The sequence below is a fragment of the Acidiferrobacter sp. SPIII_3 genome, assembly GCF_003184265.1.
Classification (GTDB): domain Bacteria; phylum Pseudomonadota; class Gammaproteobacteria; order Acidiferrobacterales; family Acidiferrobacteraceae; genus Acidiferrobacter.
On record NZ_CP027663.1, the window covers coordinates 1,683,559 to 1,699,432 of the forward strand.

The window sequence follows — 15,874 nt, forward strand, 5'->3', positions numbered from 1 at the left end:
CTGATATGCCGGTGCAAGCTTAACCGGATTTGACGTGAGCGAAAAGGGTTTGACAGACGAGTTCAGGTTTTGCCTGGAGATATCGCCGGCCGAGGAGGGCTTGAGGCTGGATCGCGCGCTGGCGCGACGGCTGCCGCAGTACTCGCGCACCACGCTCCAGGGTTGGCTGCGTGACGGGCGTATCACCATAGGCGCGCGGCCGGTGAGTGCGGCGGCGCCGGTGCACGCCGGCGAATGCGTGGCCTTCGATCTGCCGCCGCCGGCGCCCGCGGATGTCCTGGCCGAGGACATCCCGCTTGCGATCGTGTTCGAGGACGACACCCTGATCGTGATCGACAAACCCGCGGGGCTCATCGTGCATCCCGGGGCCGGCTGCGCCCGGGGTACCTTGCAAAACGCGCTCTTGCATCACGCGCCGGACTTGGCGCCGCTTGCGCGCTCGGGGATCGTGCATCGCCTCGACAAGGACACCTCCGGCCTGCTCGTGGTGGCGCGCACCGAGGCCGCGCGGCTTGCACTCATCGGGCAACTGAAGACCCGCGAGATGGGACGCGAATACGAGGCGCTCGTGATCGGCGCGCCACCGGCGACGGGATTCGTGGACGCGCCGATAGGACGCGACGTGCGCCACCGGACGCGCATGAGCGTGCGCCGCGATGGGCGCCCGGCGCGTTCGGATTTCATGGTGCTGGAGCGCCTCGGCGCCTACAGCCTGCTGCGCGTACGGCTTCATTCCGGGCGTACGCATCAGATCCGTGTCCATATGGCATACCTCGGATTCCCGCTCGTGGGCGACGAGACCTATGGCGGGGGGCGCACGCGTCACCTCCTGGACCGTCAGGCGCTGCACGCGCGCCGCCTTTCGGTGCGCCATCCGCGCACCGGTGAGTCGCTGGTCTTCGAGGCCCCGCGTCCGGACGATCTCGCGAATATCGTGACCATGCTGCGCCACGGGAGTCCGTCGTGATCCGCGTACTGCCGGCCGCCTGGCCCGTGCTCGGCGTGCGCGCCTTCACCACCTGTCGTGCGGGGGGCGTGAGCCAGGGTGCCTTCGCCTCGTTGAATCTGGCCGCGCACGTCGGCGATCACGCGCCAGACGTGGCGGTCAATCGCGCGATCCTGGCGCATGCGTGCGGGTTCAGCGCGCAACCTCTGTGGCTGCATCAGGTCCATGGCCGCACGGTGGTGGATGCCGGCAAGCCCCGGGCGGCGCCGCCCGAGGCCGACGGCAGCTTCAGCACGCGTCGCGGCGTCGTGTGCGCGGTGCTCACCGCCGACTGTCTGCCGGTGGTGCTCGCCGCCCAGGATGCACGCTGCGTGGCGGTGCTGCATGCCGGATGGCGGGGGCTTAGCGCCGGCATCCTCGAGGCCGGCGTCATGGCGCTGCCGGTGCCGCCGGCGCAACTCGTGGCGTGGCTTGGGCCCGCCATAGGTGCCGGCGACTATGAGGTCGGAGGCGAGGTGCGCCATGCCTTCGGCGCGGGCGCGCACGCCGCGTTCACGGCCACCGACGGGGATCGCTATCGCGCCGATCTCTACGCGCTGGCACGCCTGCAACTGAAGTCGCTTGGAGTCAGGGCGATCCACGGCGGGGGATTCAATACCTTCCGTGACCCCGATCTCTACTCTTATCGCCAAACCCCGGTCTGCGGACGGATGGCGACCGTCGCCTGGATCGCCTGATACTAAGGCCTCCGACAATGATTTCCAGGAGACGACGCGATGGCCAAGAGCCTGCAGGGCAAACGCATAGCCATGCTTGTGACCGATGGAGTCGAACAGGTCGAGTACGAGAAGCCGCGCGCGTTCCTTGAGGAGCGCGGGGCATCCGTAGAGCTCATCTCCCCGAAAAAGCGCGGCGAGAAGATCCAGGGCTTCAACCATCTGACCCCCGGTTCGCAGTTTACCGTCGAAAAGGCGGTGGAAGACGCCCATCCCGAGGATTATGACGCGCTGGTGTTGCCAGGCGGGGTGGCCAATCCCGACCAGCTGCGCTTGAGCCGCAAGGCGGTCGAGTTCGTGAGCCACTTCGCGAAGACGGGCCGCACGCTGGCGGCGATCTGCCACGGCCCATGGCTATTGATCAATGCCGGACTGGCCTCGGGGCGCCATATCACGAGCTGGCCGAGCCTTGAGACCGACCTCAAGAATGCCGGCAGCCAATGGAGCGACAAGCCGGTGGTGGTCGACGGCCGGTTCATCACGAGCCGCAAGCCGGAAGACATCCCGATGTTCAATGCTCAGATCGAAAAGGCGCTCTCGCAGTCGGCGGGCGCGCATACCTGAAGAGCTGGGGGCCTAAAGCAGGGAAAAGCGTAGCGAGAGATCGAGTGCGCGCAGTGACTTTGTGATCTCGCCGATCGACAGGAAGTCGACCCCGGTCTCGGCATAGCGTCCGACGTTGGCCAGGGTGATACCGCCGGAGGCCTCGAGCAGGGCGCGCCCGGCATTGTATTGCACGGCCGCCTCGAGGTCCTCCAGGGCAAAATTGTCGAGCAGGATGCGGGGGGCGCCGGCAGCCAGCGCCTCTTCGAGTTCAGCGAGCGTCTCGACCTCGATCTCCACCATGCGCCCGGCGGCGATATTGGCTGCGTGGGCAATGGCCTGGGCTATGGAGCCGGCTGCGGCGATGTGGTTTTCCTTGATGAGCACCCCGTCGTAGAGGCCGATACGATGATTCATGCAACCCCCGCAACGGACCGCGTACTTCTGGGCGAGTCTGAGTCCGGGCAGGGTCTTTCGGGTATCGAGGATCTGTGCGCGGGTGTGGGCGATGGCATCGGCGTAGCGACGCGCCAGCGTGGCGGTCCCCGACAGGGTCTGGAGGAAATTGATCGCCGTGCGCTCGCCGGTCAACAACGCCCGTGCCCGGCCATCGAGTTCGCACAGCACCATGCCCGCCGCTATCCGCTCCCCGTCCCGCGCCCGCCAGCTTATGCGCGCGTCCGGATCAAGTTGCGCAAACACCTCGTCGAACCACGCGCACCCGCAAAGCACCCCGTCTTCGCGCGTGCTCAGCACGGCATGCGCCGGACCCTCCGGCACCAGCAACGCGGTCAGGTCTCCGCCCCCCACGTCCTCATCCAGGGCGCCGCGGACCTGGGCGGTGATCAATGCAGAGGGCACGGCGGACGGCATAGGCGGATCCCGGCTGAGATGTGGCGCTTGTCGGCGGTATGAAAATTGCGGAACGAAGGTCGTTTTATCGACGTGTCACTCATGATGCTGGCACCACGCAGGCTCGTGTGCGCGCCGTCGAACCACGGCATGGAATAGCCGCGGTACGGGAACGCGCGAAATCCTGGATAAGGATAGAAGCGATTATCGCACCACTCCCAAACCTGACCCGCGTCTTGCAAGAAGCCCATGCGAGCGCCGAGTTCCCATTCCACCTCATGCGGCAGGCGGGCACGGGCATAACGCGCGAATGCGCGCGCCTCGTAGGCCGACAGCCCCGCCACTGGCGCCGCGGCGCTCAATTCAAAGGCTCCCGAATGGTCCACGCCATACCAGGATCCATGGCGCTTGCATCGCCAGTGCCAGGGCGCCTTGGCGCCGGCCGACTCGCGCCAGCGTCGCCCCTCGCACGTCCAATAACGGTCGTCGTGGTAGCCCCCGGCCTCCATGAACCCCAGGTAGGCGGCATTGGAGACCGGGTGTTCGGCGATCGCGAATGCCGGCACCGACAGGATGTGACGCGGGCGCTCATTGTCGTAACGGTGGGGGCCGTTGTCGCCGATCTCGCACGAGCCCCCGGGCCAGGTGCGGTAGTCCGCGGACGGCGCTTCCGCCACGAGCGGACGCGACGGGATGAAGTCGCCGGTATCCACGGCCAACGCGCGCGCCGTGAGCGCCTGATGCATGGTCTCCAGGTGCTGGCCGTGATGCTGGATCAGGAAGTGCAATATGAAGTCGCCAGCCAATAATGGATGACCCGGGTGGGCGGACTCGGCCACGCTCAGCAACTCGACGCATCGTCCCTCCCAGTCCGTCCATTCGCGGGCGAGTTCGTCCAGATCCGGCATGCACGCGCCGCGTTCGGATTTGCGCAGGCCGTCGGGTCGAAACAGCCACGCACGCGCGGCGTCGTGCCTAAGGCCGGCGAGCCGCTCTCCGATCCATTGCTGCTCCATATACAGAAGGTGCCCAAGATGCCACAGCAGCGGGCTCAGGTCCCTGTGGTGCATGCATCGTCGCTCGGCGGGCGGCAGCGATCGTACCAGCGACCGGGCGCTGGCGCGTGTCTCCTGAAGATTGGCGTAGAGCGAGGCATCCATAAGTCTACAGTGATATGAGCTGGGCGGGTTTATCGCCGTCGACAGTGAGGATATGATGCTCGGGGACCGCTTGCCAATACGCCCCTTCCGTCAGCGGTTCCGAGGCGACGAGGGTGGCGTTCGGATATTCTTCGTCGTCGATCGTAAAGTAGAGGGTCGGTGGCGGGGCCGCCTGGGCATGGCGGAGGGCATGGAGCCGCTCGCCGTCCGTGACCACGATGTTCAGGAGGCCGCTTGCGACGCCGAATTCGTCGAACAAGCGGCGCGCGGTCTCTCGCAGGGCCTCGGGGATGTCGAAGTCGGCCGTAGCCAGGACCTGGCGGAGCAACGCGAACACGTATTCGGAATCGGTCGTCCCTTCGATCGAGCACTCGATCTCCGGGGACAGCGCGCGGCGCAGGCGCGCGCGGACCGCCGGGAAATCGGCCAGATAGCCGTTATGCAAAAACAGCAAGCCATCCGCCAGATAGGGCTGCGTATTGGCGGGATGATTGGCGAACCCGGCGGTGGCGCTGCGTACGTTGGCCACCCATACGGGTGCGACGATATGTGGGGCGAGGGCCGGCAGGTTGTGGTCGGCCCATATCGGCATGCCATAAGTAAGACGCGTCAAAGACCCGTCACGGGCGCGCCAGCCGACACCGTAACCGTCGGCATTGACTCGCGCCTCGCGCATCTCGCGCGGGGCGTACGACTGCTGGACCAGGCCATGGGCGGGCGCAAGCAGGAAACGCGCCAGTGACAGGGGAGGTCCAAGATAGGCGGCCAGACGACACATGATGAGGGATTCTAGCAAAAAAGCCCGGCGTTGCCCCGCCCATGACCACGCCACGGCCGCGGGCGGGATTACCAGCGAGGCCGGCGTCGCCACACCCGGACCGACGCCATCACAAACGACGCCCTTACCCGTCGTCTGGTATGACGCCAGCGCGACACCTGAACCGTCCCGGCGTGGGGTGGTCGACAGTCGCGAGGACATCGTCCCCGGTGCGCCCGCGCCTGGCCGGGTGGCCATGCGGCCGCAGGCCCGAGAGGTCCTAAGGCAGGTGCGCCGGCAGATACGAATCGGGGCTCGCGGCCTTTGAGGGGCGGCTGAGTCGGCCGTGCACGGGCACGGGCGGATCGGGCGTTGAGGCGGCGGGCGCCGATCGGTCGGCCGGCGCAAGAGGCCGCGACGATGGGATTGGAGCGGGGGGGATCATCGGTGGCAAGGACCATTACGGGGGATCACAAGGAGGCGCCATGGAACAGGACATGCAGTCGCTCAAGGATTTCGATGTCGGCCGGGGCGTGCGCCCGGTGACGGGCGTTCCGCTCGTGCACCTGCCCGGGTCGGTGCGCGCGTCGGGACTCGACAAGGACGCGCGCTGGGGACTATCGCGCACCCCCAAGCGACTTCCCGCCAAGTATTTTTACGACGCCCGCGGGTCTTTGCTGTTCGAGCACATTTGCGCGACCCCCGAATATTATCCGACGCGCACCGAATCGGCGCTGCTCGAACGCCACGCATGCGGAATACTCGACCAGGTGGCGCCGGGAACACTAGTGGAGATCGGCAGCGGATCGTCAGTCAAGACCAATCATTTCTTCGTGGCCTGCGAACGTGCCGGGCGCTGTGTCCGCTACCAGCCGTTCGATGTCTGCGACGAGGCCTTGCGCGCGGCCGCCGCGCGTCTCAAACGCCGCTATTCGTGGCTGGAAATGGAGCTCTTGGTGGGCGACTACGCCGTCGATCTCCCGGCGCTGCCGCATTCCAGGGGACCGCGCCTGTTCCTGTTCCTCGGGGGCACCATAGGCAACCTGAGCCACGATGAAGCCCTATCGTTTCTCAGCGCACTGCGCGCCACCATGCATGTCGAAGACTATCTCCTGCTCGGCTTTGATCGCATCAAGGACAAGCATATCCTCGATGCCGCCTATAACGACGCTCGCGGCTACACCGCGCAATTTAACATGAATCTTCTCAGGGTCTTGAATACGCGGCTGGGCGCGGATTTCGACGAGCGCCAATTCATGCATGTCGCGTTCTTCAATGAGGACGAGGGGCAGATCGAGATGCATCTCAAAGCGCGCCGTGCGCATGCTGTCACGCTTGCGCGCATCGGTCTTGTGGCGTCCTTTGCGCGCGACGAGACCATACTGACGGAGATCAGCCGCAAATTCACGCCCGCGGGCATGAGGGCGCTGCTGGAGGCCGCCGGTTTTGGCTGGTGTCGCCACGAGGAGTCGGACAACGGCTATTTCTCACTGGTGCTCGCGGCGCCGGTTTGAGCGAGGGCCGGCGCGGCGAGCGCCGATGGGGTATGCCGGCGGCCTTGGCATGGTAAGGTGATGGCTTCGCATGTCGCGAGAGGGCGCATGCCGGATGTGGACAACAAACAGGAGACATGTAATGAAACAGAAGAGACTTATTGGGATAGCGGGCGCTGGCTTGGGTCTATTGGGTATTGCCGTGGCGCAGGCCTCGCCATTTTACGTGGAGACCGTGCCGATGGCGATGCCGGCGGCACAAAAGGCGGTGGTCGCGGCCCTCACCTCGCATCACTTCAAGGTCGTCATGAAGCTCGACATCCTGCATCTGATTGCCTCCAAGCAGAAGATCCTGCACATCCCGGATTTCAACAAGCCAGGGTTTACCGATGTCCGCGCGCTGGTGTTTTGCAACCCATTCCTTTTTAGCGGCCTCCTGAACCATTCATGGAAGACGGCGTCGGCATGCCCCCTGGATGTGACACTCTACAGCAAGGCGGCGAAGACCACCGTGGTGTTTGCCAAGCGCAGTGTCTACACCCGCGGCACGGCCTCACGCGCCGTGGGCCGCAAGATCGACCGCATGGTGATCGGTGGCCTAAAAGCGATCCCTGGCAGCCACTCGGGATAGGCTGGCGCCGCGCCCGGCACCCTCGCGACCTTCGCAACAGACGGCCATGATGCGCATTCGGCCAGAAGGCCGGCAGCGGGTGGCCGTGGCAAGCGCGATGACCGAAAGGAAAGGCGCGGCATCCACGGGGTCTTGGCGCACGCGCGGGGATGTCGAAAGGAATGACCGGCGCGATGAAGGGGGTAATCAGTGGAGATCAGGGACCTCATCGGGGTATTCGCGATTCTGAATCCGATCGGGGCAATCCCGCTATTCCTGTCGCTGACCGCGGGCCGCTCGCACGCTGAGATGCGACGCATCGCCGCCAAGACCGCGTTCGCGGTGATCACCATCCTGTTGATCGCGACCTGGTCGGGACAGCGCCTGCTCGAGCTCTTCGGGATCGGGGTGCCGGCATTTCGCATCGCCGGCGGCCTGCTCGTATTATTGATCGCCATCGCCATGTTTCACGCCAAGTCGACCCCCGCCCGGCATACCCGCGAAGAGGATGCGGAGGCGGAATCCAAAGAGGACATCGCCGTGGTGCCCCTGGCGATCCCGCTTCTGGCCGGTCCCGGGGCCATCAGTCTTGTCATCGTTGATGCCCAGAAGGCGAGCGGGGTGGGCGCGGAACTGGCGCTGAGCGCCGGCATAGTCGTCGTGGGCCTGCTCGTATGGGTGGTATTGCGCCTGGCCGAACCCATCGGCGTGCGCCTGGGAACGGCGGGCCTCAATATCACCACCCGGGTCATGGGTTTGATCCTGGCGGCCATGGCGGTGCAATTCATGGCCATCGGCCTCACCGCGCTTTTGCCGGGCCTGGGCCGCTGATGTCCCTGTCCGATGGCCACGCCATCGCTTGAAACTCGGGTTCCCGCCCCCCATCTGCAAGCCAGACGAGACGGAGGGCTCCCCCCCATGAGGATGGACAAGCTTACCAATCGATTCCAGCAGGCGCTGGCCGACGCCCAGTCGCTGGCCGTCGGCCGTGACCACCAGTTCATAGAGCCCGCCCACCTGCTCGCCGCCCTGCTCGATCAGGATGCCGGGGTGCGGCCCTTGCTTGCCAAGGCCGGCGTGGCCGTGGATGCCCTGCGCGCAAGGCTTGACGAGCTGCTCGATCGGTTGCCGACGGTCGAGGGCTCGGCCGGGGAGGTGCATATCGGCAACGACCTGTCGCGGCTCCTCAACATCACCGACAAATACGCCCAGAAGCGCGGCGATCAATATATCGCAAGCGAGCTCTTTCTGCTGGCAGCCCTCGACGACAAGGGCGATATCGGCCAAGTGTTGCGCGAAAGCGGCGCCGCCCGCAAACCCCTGGAGGCGGCAATCGACGAATGGCGCGGCGGGAACAAGGTGGACGATCAGAACGCCGAGCAGCAACGTGGCGCGCTCGATCGTTACACCGTGGACCTGACACAGCGCGCCTTGCAGGGCAAGCTCGATCCCGTGATCGGTCGCGATGACGAGATCCGCCGCGCCATTCAGGTCTTGCAGCGGCGCACCAAGAACAACCCGGTCCTGATCGGCGAGCCCGGCGTCGGCAAAACCGCCATCGTCGAGGGGCTTGCGCAGCGCATCGTAAACAGCGAGGTGCCCGAGGGGCTGCGCGGGCGGCGCCTGTTGGCGCTCGATCTCGGGGCGCTCATAGCCGGGGCCAAATTCCGGGGCGAATTCGAGGAGCGTCTGAAGGCCGTGCTGTCGGATCTCGCGAAACAGGAGGGCAACGTCATACTGTTCATCGACGAGATCCACACTATGGTCGGGGCCGGCAAGGCCGAGGGTGCCATGGACGCCGGCAATATGTTGAAGCCCGCGCTCGCGCGCGGTGAGCTCCACGCGATAGGCGCCACGACCTTGGACGAATATCGGCAATACATTGAAAAGGACGCCGCGCTCGAGCGGCGCTTCCAGAAGGTGCTGGTGGATGAACCGACGGTCGAGGATACGATCGCCATCCTGCGCGGCCTCAAGGAAAAGTATGAGGTGCACCACGGCGTGGATATCTCGGACCCGGCCATCGTCGCGGCCGCCACCTTGTCGCACCGCTACATCACCGATCGCCAACTGCCGGACAAGGCGATCGATCTCATAGACGAGGCAGCGGCACGCATCCGCATGGAGATCGACTCGCGCCCCGAGGCCATGGACCGGTTGGATCGGCGCCTGATCCAGTTGAAGATCGAACGGGTGGCGCTGCAAAAGGAGCCCGACGAGGCCTCGCGCAAGCGTCTCGCGGCGCTCGAAGGGGAAATCGAGCGGCTCGAGCGCGAATACGCCGACCTCGAAGAGGTCTGGCGGTCCGAGAAGGCCGACCTGCAAGGCGAGCAGCATATCAAGGAAGAATTGGATCGTGCGCGCGTCGAGATCGAAAACGCGCGGCGGGCGGGCGATCTCGCGCGCATGTCGGAACTCCAGTACGGGCGTATACCGGAGCTCGAAAAGCAGTTGGCGGCGCGCGCCAAGCCCGCGCCCGCGAAGCTTTTGCGCAAGGAGGTGGGCGAGGAGGAGATCGCCGAGGTGGTGTCGCGCGCCACCGGCATTCCGGTATCACGCATGATGGAAGGGGAGCGTGAAAAACTCTTGCGCATGGAAGACGAGCTCCACAAGCGCGTCGTGGGTCAAGGCGAGGCCGTGCGCGCGGTGGCCAATGCCATCCGCCGTTCGCGCGCCGGGCTTTCCGATCCCAACCGCCCGAATGGCTCGTTCCTGTTCCTCGGGCCGACCGGCGTCGGCAAGACCGAGCTGTGCCGGACGCTGGCATCGTTCCTGTTTGACGCCGACGATGCCATGGTGCGCATCGACATGTCCGAGTTCATGGAGAAGCATTCCGTGGCGCGCCTCATAGGGGCCCCGCCCGGCTATGTCGGATACGAGCAGGGCGGCTATCTGACGGAGGCCGTGCGCCGGCGCCCGTACTCGGTGGTGCTGCTAGATGAGATCGAAAAGGCCCATCCGGACGTGTTCAACGTCCTGCTGCAGGTCCTAGACGACGGGCGGCTGACCGACGGCCAGGGGCGCACCGTGGATTTCCGGAACACCATCATCGTCATGACCTCAAATCTCGGCTCGCAGGTCATCCAGGAACTCGCCGGTGAGGACAATTACCAGCATATGAAAGACGCGGTGATGGAGATCGTGGGCCAGCACTTCCGCCCGGAATTCATAAACCGGGTTGACGATATCGTCGTCTTCCATCCGCTGGGACGCGAGGATTTGCGGCGTATCACCGCCATTCAATTGGGCAATCTGGTGGAACGTCTGCGTGCCCGCGACCTCGGGTTGCAGCTGAGCGAGGCGGCCATGGATAAGCTCGCCGAGGCCGGTTTTGATCCGGTCTACGGGGCACGCCCCTTGAAGCGGGCGGTGCAGCAATACCTTGAAAACCCGCTCGCCCAGGAGATCCTGAAAGGCCGGTTCGGCCCCGGAGACGTGATCGAGGTGGGGGTCCGGGACGAGGATTTTGTGTTCGACGCGCACCGTGCGGCGCCGTCTCCGGACAAGGTCCGCAGGGCGTGAGGATCAAAAATCCTCAGGCGTCGTCCTCCGGAGGGACCGGCCGCGGCTTGCGGTCCGGGCCCATGGCCACATAAGTGAGCGTGGCCTCGGTAACCCGGACGCATTCGGTGTGGGTACCGTCGCGGAAGCGCTCGGCGTAGACGATGACGTCGACCGTAAGCGATGTCGTACCCACGCGCACGACATCGGCATAGAGGCTCACGAGATCGCCGACGAACACCGGCTTATGGAACTGCACGGCGTTGACCGCCACAGTGATGACGCGGCCACGCGCACGGCGGTGGGCGACCACGCTTCCGGCGATATCGATCTGGGACAGGATCCATCCACCAAAGATGTCGCCGGCGACGTTGGTGTCGGCGGGCATGGGCACGACCCGCAGGGCGGGCAGGCGTCCGAGGGCTGGATCGACAACGGGATCTTCTGGCGTCATGAGGCGATTCCCAGTAAGCTTTGGCGTAGGTCTGTCATTATATCGCCACCATCTCACTGAAACCCAGGAACCATGCATACACCCGTCAATCAGGAGGAATTCCTCGATCTGCTCGACCAGGCCATTTTTGAGACACGCGACATGTTGAGTATGATCGAGAGTGAAGGCGAGGACTTCGAGCTCGGCGAGAATGCCGGCGTCTTCGAGGTCCTGGAACGGATGCTCGTGGCGCTGCACACCGAAATTTGCGCCGGCCATCACGCCTTTGGCGGATCGGCGCTCGCCTATACCGACCTGCTGGCGCGGTTTCGGTCGCGCATCCCGTTTGCCGACGTCCTTGAGATGCTGAACACGGTCCAAAAGGACGGATTCGCGTGAGCGGCAATACCTACGGCCGGCTCTTTTGTGTGACGAGCTTTGGCGAGAGCCATGGCCCGGCGATCGGCTGCGTGATCGACGGATGCCCGCCCGGGCTTGCCCTTTCGGAGGCCGATATTCAGCCCGACCTCGACCGCAGACGTCCCGGGACGTCCCGCCACACGACGCAACGGCGCGAGGACGATCGGGTGCGCATCCTCTCGGGGGTATTCGAGGGCGTCACCACCGGTGCGCCGATCGGGCTTTTGATCGAAAATACCGATGCCCGCTCGCAGGATTACAAGAAGATCGCCGAGGTCTTTCGGCCAGGACACGCCGATTACACCTACCAGCAGAAGTACGGCCGGCGCGATTACCGCGGGGGCGGGCGATCGTCGGCACGCGAGACCGCGACGCGCGTGGCGGCCGGCGCCGTCGCGCGCGCCTACCTGCGTTCATGTCTCGGTATCGTCGTGCGCGGCTATCTGGCGCAGCTCGGACCGTATAGGGCGGCCACCGTCGACTGGGATGCGGTCACGGAAAACCCGTTTTTCTGTCCAGACCGCGCGCTCGTTCCGGAACTCGAGGCCTATATGGATGCGCTGCGCCGCACCGGGGATTCGATCGGCGCGCTCGTTACGGTGGTGGCCGAGAATGTCCCCCCGGGGCTCGGCGAACCGGTCTTCGACCGGCTCGACGCCGACATCGCCCACGCCATGATGAGCATCAATGCCGTGAAGGGCGTGGAGATCGGCGACGGCTTTGCGGTCGTAACCGCGCGCGGCTCCGAGAGCCGCGATGAGATCACTCCGGAGGGATTTCTCGCCAATCACGCGGGCGGTATCCTCGGAGGCATCTCGTCCGGCCAGGATATCGTCGTGCGACTGGCCCTGAAACCCACGGCCAGCATCCGTATCCCGGGACGCACGGTGGATCGGGAAGGCATGGCGGCCGAGGTCGTGACCACCGGCCGACATGACCCGTGCGTCGGTATCCGTGCCACCCCCATCGCCGAGGCCATGCTCTGTCTGGTACTGATGGATCATGTGTTACGCCACCGCGGACAGAACGCCGAAGTGCGTAGCGCCACGCCGCGCATACCGGCCCGTCCCGACTAGCGGTGCGCGTGGCGGGATCCGGGGACAAGCGCCCCAAACCCGGGTAGTATGCCGTCCCCGTGTCCGCCACCCTCTCACATTTCTTGGGCGCGCGCCTTGCGCAAGGCCCCCGGCGCCGGGGCATTCGTCCTCGGGCGCAGGACAGGCGCGCGCACCGCCCAGGGGGATGTCCTTGAGCCATCATCACCCCCGTAACGACTGGCCGCGGTCGGCGTTTTATGCGTGCTACTTCAGCGCGCTCGGGGTGCTCTTGCCCTATTGGCCGCTGTACCTGCGTCAGCGCGGCTTCGGGCCGCGGGCGTTGGGGGATCTGATGGCCCTGCTGGCGCTCTCGCGGGTCGTCGCCCCCTATGTCGGCGGGGCCTTGAGCGACCGCCTCGGGCACCGGATGACGGCGGTGCGCGGCGCCGCGGTGCTTGCGTTCGCGTGTTTTCTCACCATCCCTTACGCGCACGGTTTCGCGGCCATGGCGGCGGTCATGATGGCCTTCAGCTTCTTTTGGTATGCCACGCTGCCCCCGGTGGAGGCCAGCACCCTGGCCTTCCATGGCGATCGCTATGGGCGCATCCGCCTATGGGGGTCGATCGGCTTTATCATCGCCGTGCTCGGGCTCGGACCGGTCCTGGATCGCTTCGGGGCAGCAACGGTCGTGCCGGTCATCGCCATGCTGCTCTTCGGGCTGTGGCTCACAACCCTCGGCCTCGCGCCGCTTACACCGCCGGCGGCGACCGGCGCACGGCCACCGATCCAGCCGGGGCTGTTGCCATTTCTCGCGGCCTGTTTTCTGATGCAGGTGAGCTACGGCCCCTATTACACGTTCTACTCGCTCTATCTCGCGCATTATGGCTACAGCAAGGCGGCCATCGGTGCCCTGTGGGCCCTGGGCGTGATCTGCGAGGTACTGGTGTTCTGGCAGGCTGGGCGGTTTTTCGCGCATTTTCGCGAGTCGCGGCTGCTGGCCTTTACCTTCGCGCTCGCCATCGTGCGCTGGATCCTGATCGCGCTGTTCCCGCGATCATGGCCGCTCCTTGCGCTCGCACAGACCTTTCACGCCTTCACCTTCGGGCTCTACCATGCCGTCGCGGTCCGGCTCGTGAGCCGTTTCGCGGGTCCCGGCGCCAAGGCCCGCGCCCAGGCCATCTACGGCACGGCCGCCGGGGCCGGCGCGGCGGCCGGGGCGGCCATGAGCGGCTATCTGTGGGTGGCGCTCGGGCGCGAGGGGATGTTCCTGGCGGCGGCCGCGGTCGCTGCCGTCGGGTTTGCCATCATCGCGCGCCACCAGATTGCGCCCGTCGAACCGGCCGTCTAACGGTGCGCGCGCCGGCGCGTCAGGGGGAACGACAGGAGCTGGCCACGGGGTTCCCGGACCTTGGGCGGCCGCGACCTTGGTTTTTGTTCGAACACCGCCTGCACCGCGGCCAGGAAACCCTCCGAGAACCGGTAGGTGTCGACGTCGGTGTGATCAGCGTGCGCGACAGCGGCATGGATGGGTGCCACGGCACGCAGACAGGCCTCGGCCGATACCCGGTCGCGCACATGCCGGCAGCGGTTCTCGCTGTAGATGGCACGCACCAGCGTGACGGCAAGCTCATGATGGAGGCCGCAGCCGTCGAAGACCTCCGGGAGGCGCGCGGCCTGCGGCCGTATCGGGAGATGCACATGGCCGAGGCGTTGTTCCAGGGCCTGAAGGAGCTGCAGGAAGGTCATGACGGGATCCTGGATCGGGATGGGACGCGCGCGGGCCCCGGTCACTATCAATGGCGGTTATTGTCGGCTACCGGCGCGATCCTGTCGAGACGCGAGACGCACAGAAAGACCGGCGCGCGTCCCCGGACAATATTGGCATTGGCGGCCCCTTTGCGTACCATGGGCGCATTTTATCAGGCTGATTTCGATGGCAAAGACGCTTTATGACAAGTTGTGGGACAGCCACGTGGTCCGGGAATTGGCCGATGGGACGTGCCTTCTGTATATCGACCGCCAGCTGGTCCACGAAGTGACGAGCCCGCAGGCCTTCGCGGGCCTGCGGGCTCGCGCCCGGGGGCTCTGGCGGCCGGACGCCAATCTCGCGGTCGCCGACCACAATGTCCCGACCCGTGACCGGGCGCTTGGTATCGCGGATGCCACGTCACGCCGACAGGTCGAGGCCCTCGAGCAGAACTGTCGGGATTTTCAGGTCCCGCTTTTTGCCATGAACGACGTCCGTCAGGGGATCGTGCATGTCACGGGACCCGAGCAGGGCGCGACGCTCCCGGGGATGACCATAGTGTGCGGCGATTCGCATACTTCCACTCATGGGGCATTCGGCGCGCTCGCCTATGGTATCGGCACCTCCGAGGTCGAGCAGGTGCTGGCGACACAGTGTCTTTTGCAAAAACGTTCGCGGACCATGCGTGTGCGTCTTGAAGGTGCACTGCCGCCGGGTGTCGGCGCCAAAGACATGGCGCTTGCCGTGATCGGCCGGCTCGGGACCGCCGGCGGTACAGGCTACGCCATCGAATTCGCCGGCTCCGCGGTGCGCGCCTTGTCCATGGAGGGACGCATGACACTGTGCAACATGGCCATCGAGGCCGGCGCCCGGGCCGGCCTGATAGGCGTGGACGATACCACCATCCGCTATCTGGCGGGGCGCCCGTTTGCGCCAAGCGGTGCGCTTTGGGAGCGCGCCGCGGCGGCGTGGCGCAACCATGTGAGTGATACCGGCGCGCGCTTCGACCAGGAATGGGAGATCGACGTGAGCGCGCTTGCGCCGCAAGTGACCTACGGGACCTCGCCGGAGATGGTGGTCTCGGTCGAGGGGCGAGTGCCGGATCCCGCCGCCGAACGCGACCCGGCGCGGCGCGAGGCCCTGACGGCGGCTTTGGCCTATATGGATCTGCGCCCGGGGACCGCGATCACCGACATCGCCATCGACGTGGTGTTCATCGGATCCTGCACAAATGCCCGCATCGAGGATCTGCGCGCCGCGGCGGCCACGGTCGCCGGACATAGGCTTGCCCCCGGGGTACGCCGCGCGCTCGTGGTCCCGGGTTCGGGTCTCGTCAAGCGCGCCGCCGAGGCCGAAGGGCTCGACCGGATATTCACCGAGGCCGGTTTTGAGTGGCGCGAGCCGGGGTGCTCCATGTGTCTGGCCATGAACGCCGATCGCCTGGAGAGCGGCGAGCGCTGCGCGTCGACCTCGAATCGCAATTTCGAGGGACGCCAGGGCCAGGGTGGCCGCACCCATCTGGTCAGTCCGCGCATGGCGGCGGCGGCCGCAATCGCCGGGCACTTCGTCGATATCCGCCACGATCTTTGAGGCTGGGAG

General features: G+C 65.9%; 16 protein-coding genes. 11 read left to right on the forward strand and 5 right to left on the reverse strand.

Annotated features, from left to right (window positions below; genetic code table 11):
- Nucleotides 1-34: 34 nt before the first annotated feature.
- From C4901_RS08400 to C4901_RS08410, 3 genes are read left to right on the forward strand one after another with little or no spacing between them, the layout of a single operon-like run.
- The gene (locus C4901_RS08400; RefSeq protein ID WP_205736275.1) at nt 35-967 is read left to right on the forward strand and encodes an RluA family pseudouridine synthase; all 933 of its coding nucleotides are present in this window, start codon (nt 35-37) and stop codon (nt 965-967) included.
- The gene (pgeF, locus tag C4901_RS08405) at nt 964-1,683 is read left to right on the forward strand and encodes a peptidoglycan editing factor PgeF (protein WP_110136948.1); all 720 of its coding nucleotides are present in this window, start codon (nt 964-966) and stop codon (nt 1,681-1,683) included. The genes C4901_RS08400 and pgeF overlap by 4 nt, the downstream gene beginning before the upstream one ends.
- Nucleotides 1,684-1,722: 39 nt before the next feature.
- Nucleotides 1,723-2,286, forward strand: a complete 564-nt coding sequence (locus C4901_RS08410) for a type 1 glutamine amidotransferase domain-containing protein (protein WP_110136949.1) — start codon at nt 1,723-1,725, stop codon at nt 2,284-2,286.
- Between the two features lie 12 nt (nt 2,287-2,298).
- Here C4901_RS08410 and nadC read toward each other — a convergent pair whose 3' ends face one another.
- From nadC to C4901_RS08425, 3 genes are read right to left on the reverse strand one after another with little or no spacing between them, the layout of a single operon-like run.
- On the reverse strand, nt 2,299-3,138 hold the full coding sequence (nadC, locus tag C4901_RS08415; RefSeq protein ID WP_110136950.1) for a carboxylating nicotinate-nucleotide diphosphorylase: 840 nt from the start codon (nt 3,136-3,138) through the stop codon (nt 2,299-2,301).
- Nucleotides 3,111-4,277: an SUMF1/EgtB/PvdO family nonheme iron enzyme gene (locus C4901_RS08420; RefSeq protein WP_110136951.1), complete on the reverse strand. Its 1,167-nt coding sequence runs from the start codon at nt 4,275-4,277 to the stop codon at nt 3,111-3,113. Before C4901_RS08420 ends, nadC begins: the two co-directional genes overlap by 28 nt.
- A 4-nt stretch (nt 4,278-4,281) precedes the next feature.
- The gene (locus tag C4901_RS08425; protein ID WP_110138581.1) at nt 4,282-5,055 is read right to left on the reverse strand and encodes a class II glutamine amidotransferase; all 774 of its coding nucleotides are present in this window, start codon (nt 5,053-5,055) and stop codon (nt 4,282-4,284) included.
- 464 nt (nt 5,056-5,519) lie between these two features.
- Between C4901_RS08425 and egtD the strand changes: the two genes are divergently transcribed.
- From egtD to clpB, 4 genes are all read left to right on the forward strand, one after another.
- Nucleotides 5,520-6,548, forward strand: a complete 1,029-nt coding sequence (gene egtD, locus C4901_RS08430; protein WP_110136952.1) for an L-histidine N(alpha)-methyltransferase — start codon at nt 5,520-5,522, stop codon at nt 6,546-6,548.
- A gap of 121 nt (nt 6,549-6,669) precedes the next feature.
- On the forward strand, nt 6,670-7,158 hold the full coding sequence (locus C4901_RS08435; RefSeq protein WP_168185637.1) for a DUF302 domain-containing protein: 489 nt from the start codon (nt 6,670-6,672) through the stop codon (nt 7,156-7,158).
- 189 nt (nt 7,159-7,347) lie between these two features.
- A complete protein-coding gene (locus tag C4901_RS08440) occupies nt 7,348-7,968 on the forward strand; it encodes a MarC family protein (protein WP_110136954.1) in 621 nt (206 codons plus the stop codon).
- An 87-nt stretch (nt 7,969-8,055) separates the two neighbouring features.
- On the forward strand, nt 8,056-10,659 hold the full coding sequence (gene clpB, locus C4901_RS08445) for an ATP-dependent chaperone ClpB (protein WP_110136955.1): 2,604 nt from the start codon (nt 8,056-8,058) through the stop codon (nt 10,657-10,659).
- A 13-nt stretch (nt 10,660-10,672) separates the two neighbouring features.
- Here the strand turns inward: clpB and C4901_RS08450 are convergent, their stop codons facing one another.
- Nucleotides 10,673-11,092 (reverse strand): acyl-CoA thioesterase, encoded by a 420-nt coding sequence (locus tag C4901_RS08450; RefSeq protein WP_110136956.1) that lies wholly within the window; start codon nt 11,090-11,092, stop codon nt 10,673-10,675.
- A 72-nt stretch (nt 11,093-11,164) separates the two neighbouring features.
- On the opposite strand from C4901_RS08450, the gene C4901_RS08455 reads away from it, so the two are divergent.
- The 3 genes from C4901_RS08455 (at nt 11,165) to C4901_RS08465 (ending at nt 13,876) form a co-directional block, all read left to right on the forward strand.
- Nucleotides 11,165-11,470: a hypothetical protein gene (locus tag C4901_RS08455; protein ID WP_110136957.1), complete on the forward strand. Its 306-nt coding sequence runs from the start codon at nt 11,165-11,167 to the stop codon at nt 11,468-11,470.
- Nucleotides 11,467-12,567: a chorismate synthase gene (gene aroC, locus C4901_RS08460; protein WP_110138582.1), complete on the forward strand. Its 1,101-nt coding sequence runs from the start codon at nt 11,467-11,469 to the stop codon at nt 12,565-12,567. The genes C4901_RS08455 and aroC overlap by 4 nt, the downstream gene beginning before the upstream one ends.
- A 166-nt stretch (nt 12,568-12,733) precedes the next feature.
- The gene (locus tag C4901_RS08465) at nt 12,734-13,876 is read left to right on the forward strand and encodes an MFS transporter (RefSeq protein WP_370445958.1); all 1,143 of its coding nucleotides are present in this window, start codon (nt 12,734-12,736) and stop codon (nt 13,874-13,876) included.
- Here the strand turns inward: C4901_RS08465 and C4901_RS08470 are convergent.
- Nucleotides 13,873-14,274: a hypothetical protein gene (locus C4901_RS08470; protein ID WP_145960670.1), complete on the reverse strand. Its 402-nt coding sequence runs from the start codon at nt 14,272-14,274 to the stop codon at nt 13,873-13,875. The two genes, C4901_RS08465 and C4901_RS08470, sit on opposite strands and share 4 nt — an antisense overlap.
- A 187-nt stretch (nt 14,275-14,461) precedes the next feature.
- Between C4901_RS08470 and leuC the strand changes: the two genes are divergently transcribed.
- Entirely contained in the window at nt 14,462-15,865 is a 1,404-nt protein-coding gene (gene leuC / locus C4901_RS08475) for a 3-isopropylmalate dehydratase large subunit (protein WP_110136960.1), read from the forward strand.
- Nucleotides 15,866-15,874 lie beyond the last annotated feature (9 nt).

Excerpts from the sequence above, each read along its gene's own strand:
- leuC (WP_110136960.1), top strand. The coding sequence starts at position 14,462 with ATGGCAAAGACGCTTTATGACAAGTTGTGGGACAGCCACGTGGTCCGG.
- C4901_RS08450 (WP_110136956.1), bottom strand. The coding sequence starts at position 11,092 with ATGACGCCAGAAGATCCCGTTGTCGATCCAGCCCTCGGACGCCTGCCC.
- C4901_RS08425 (WP_110138581.1), bottom strand. The coding sequence starts at position 5,055 with ATGTGTCGTCTGGCCGCCTATCTTGGACCTCCCCTGTCACTGGCGCGT.
- C4901_RS08420 (WP_110136951.1), bottom strand. The coding sequence starts at position 4,277 with ATGGATGCCTCGCTCTACGCCAATCTTCAGGAGACACGCGCCAGCGCC.
- C4901_RS08465 (WP_370445958.1), top strand. The coding sequence starts at position 12,734 with ATGTCCTTGAGCCATCATCACCCCCGTAACGACTGGCCGCGGTCGGCG.
- C4901_RS08455 (WP_110136957.1), top strand. The coding sequence starts at position 11,165 with ATGCATACACCCGTCAATCAGGAGGAATTCCTCGATCTGCTCGACCAG.
- egtD (WP_110136952.1), top strand. The coding sequence starts at position 5,520 with ATGGAACAGGACATGCAGTCGCTCAAGGATTTCGATGTCGGCCGGGGC.
- C4901_RS08470 (WP_145960670.1), bottom strand. The coding sequence starts at position 14,274 with ATGACCTTCCTGCAGCTCCTTCAGGCCCTGGAACAACGCCTCGGCCAT.
- C4901_RS08435 (WP_168185637.1), top strand. The coding sequence starts at position 6,670 with ATGAAACAGAAGAGACTTATTGGGATAGCGGGCGCTGGCTTGGGTCTA.
- nadC (WP_110136950.1), bottom strand. The coding sequence starts at position 3,138 with ATGCCGTCCGCCGTGCCCTCTGCATTGATCACCGCCCAGGTCCGCGGC.
- clpB (WP_110136955.1), top strand. The coding sequence starts at position 8,056 with ATGAGGATGGACAAGCTTACCAATCGATTCCAGCAGGCGCTGGCCGAC.
- C4901_RS08410 (WP_110136949.1), top strand. The coding sequence starts at position 1,723 with ATGGCCAAGAGCCTGCAGGGCAAACGCATAGCCATGCTTGTGACCGAT.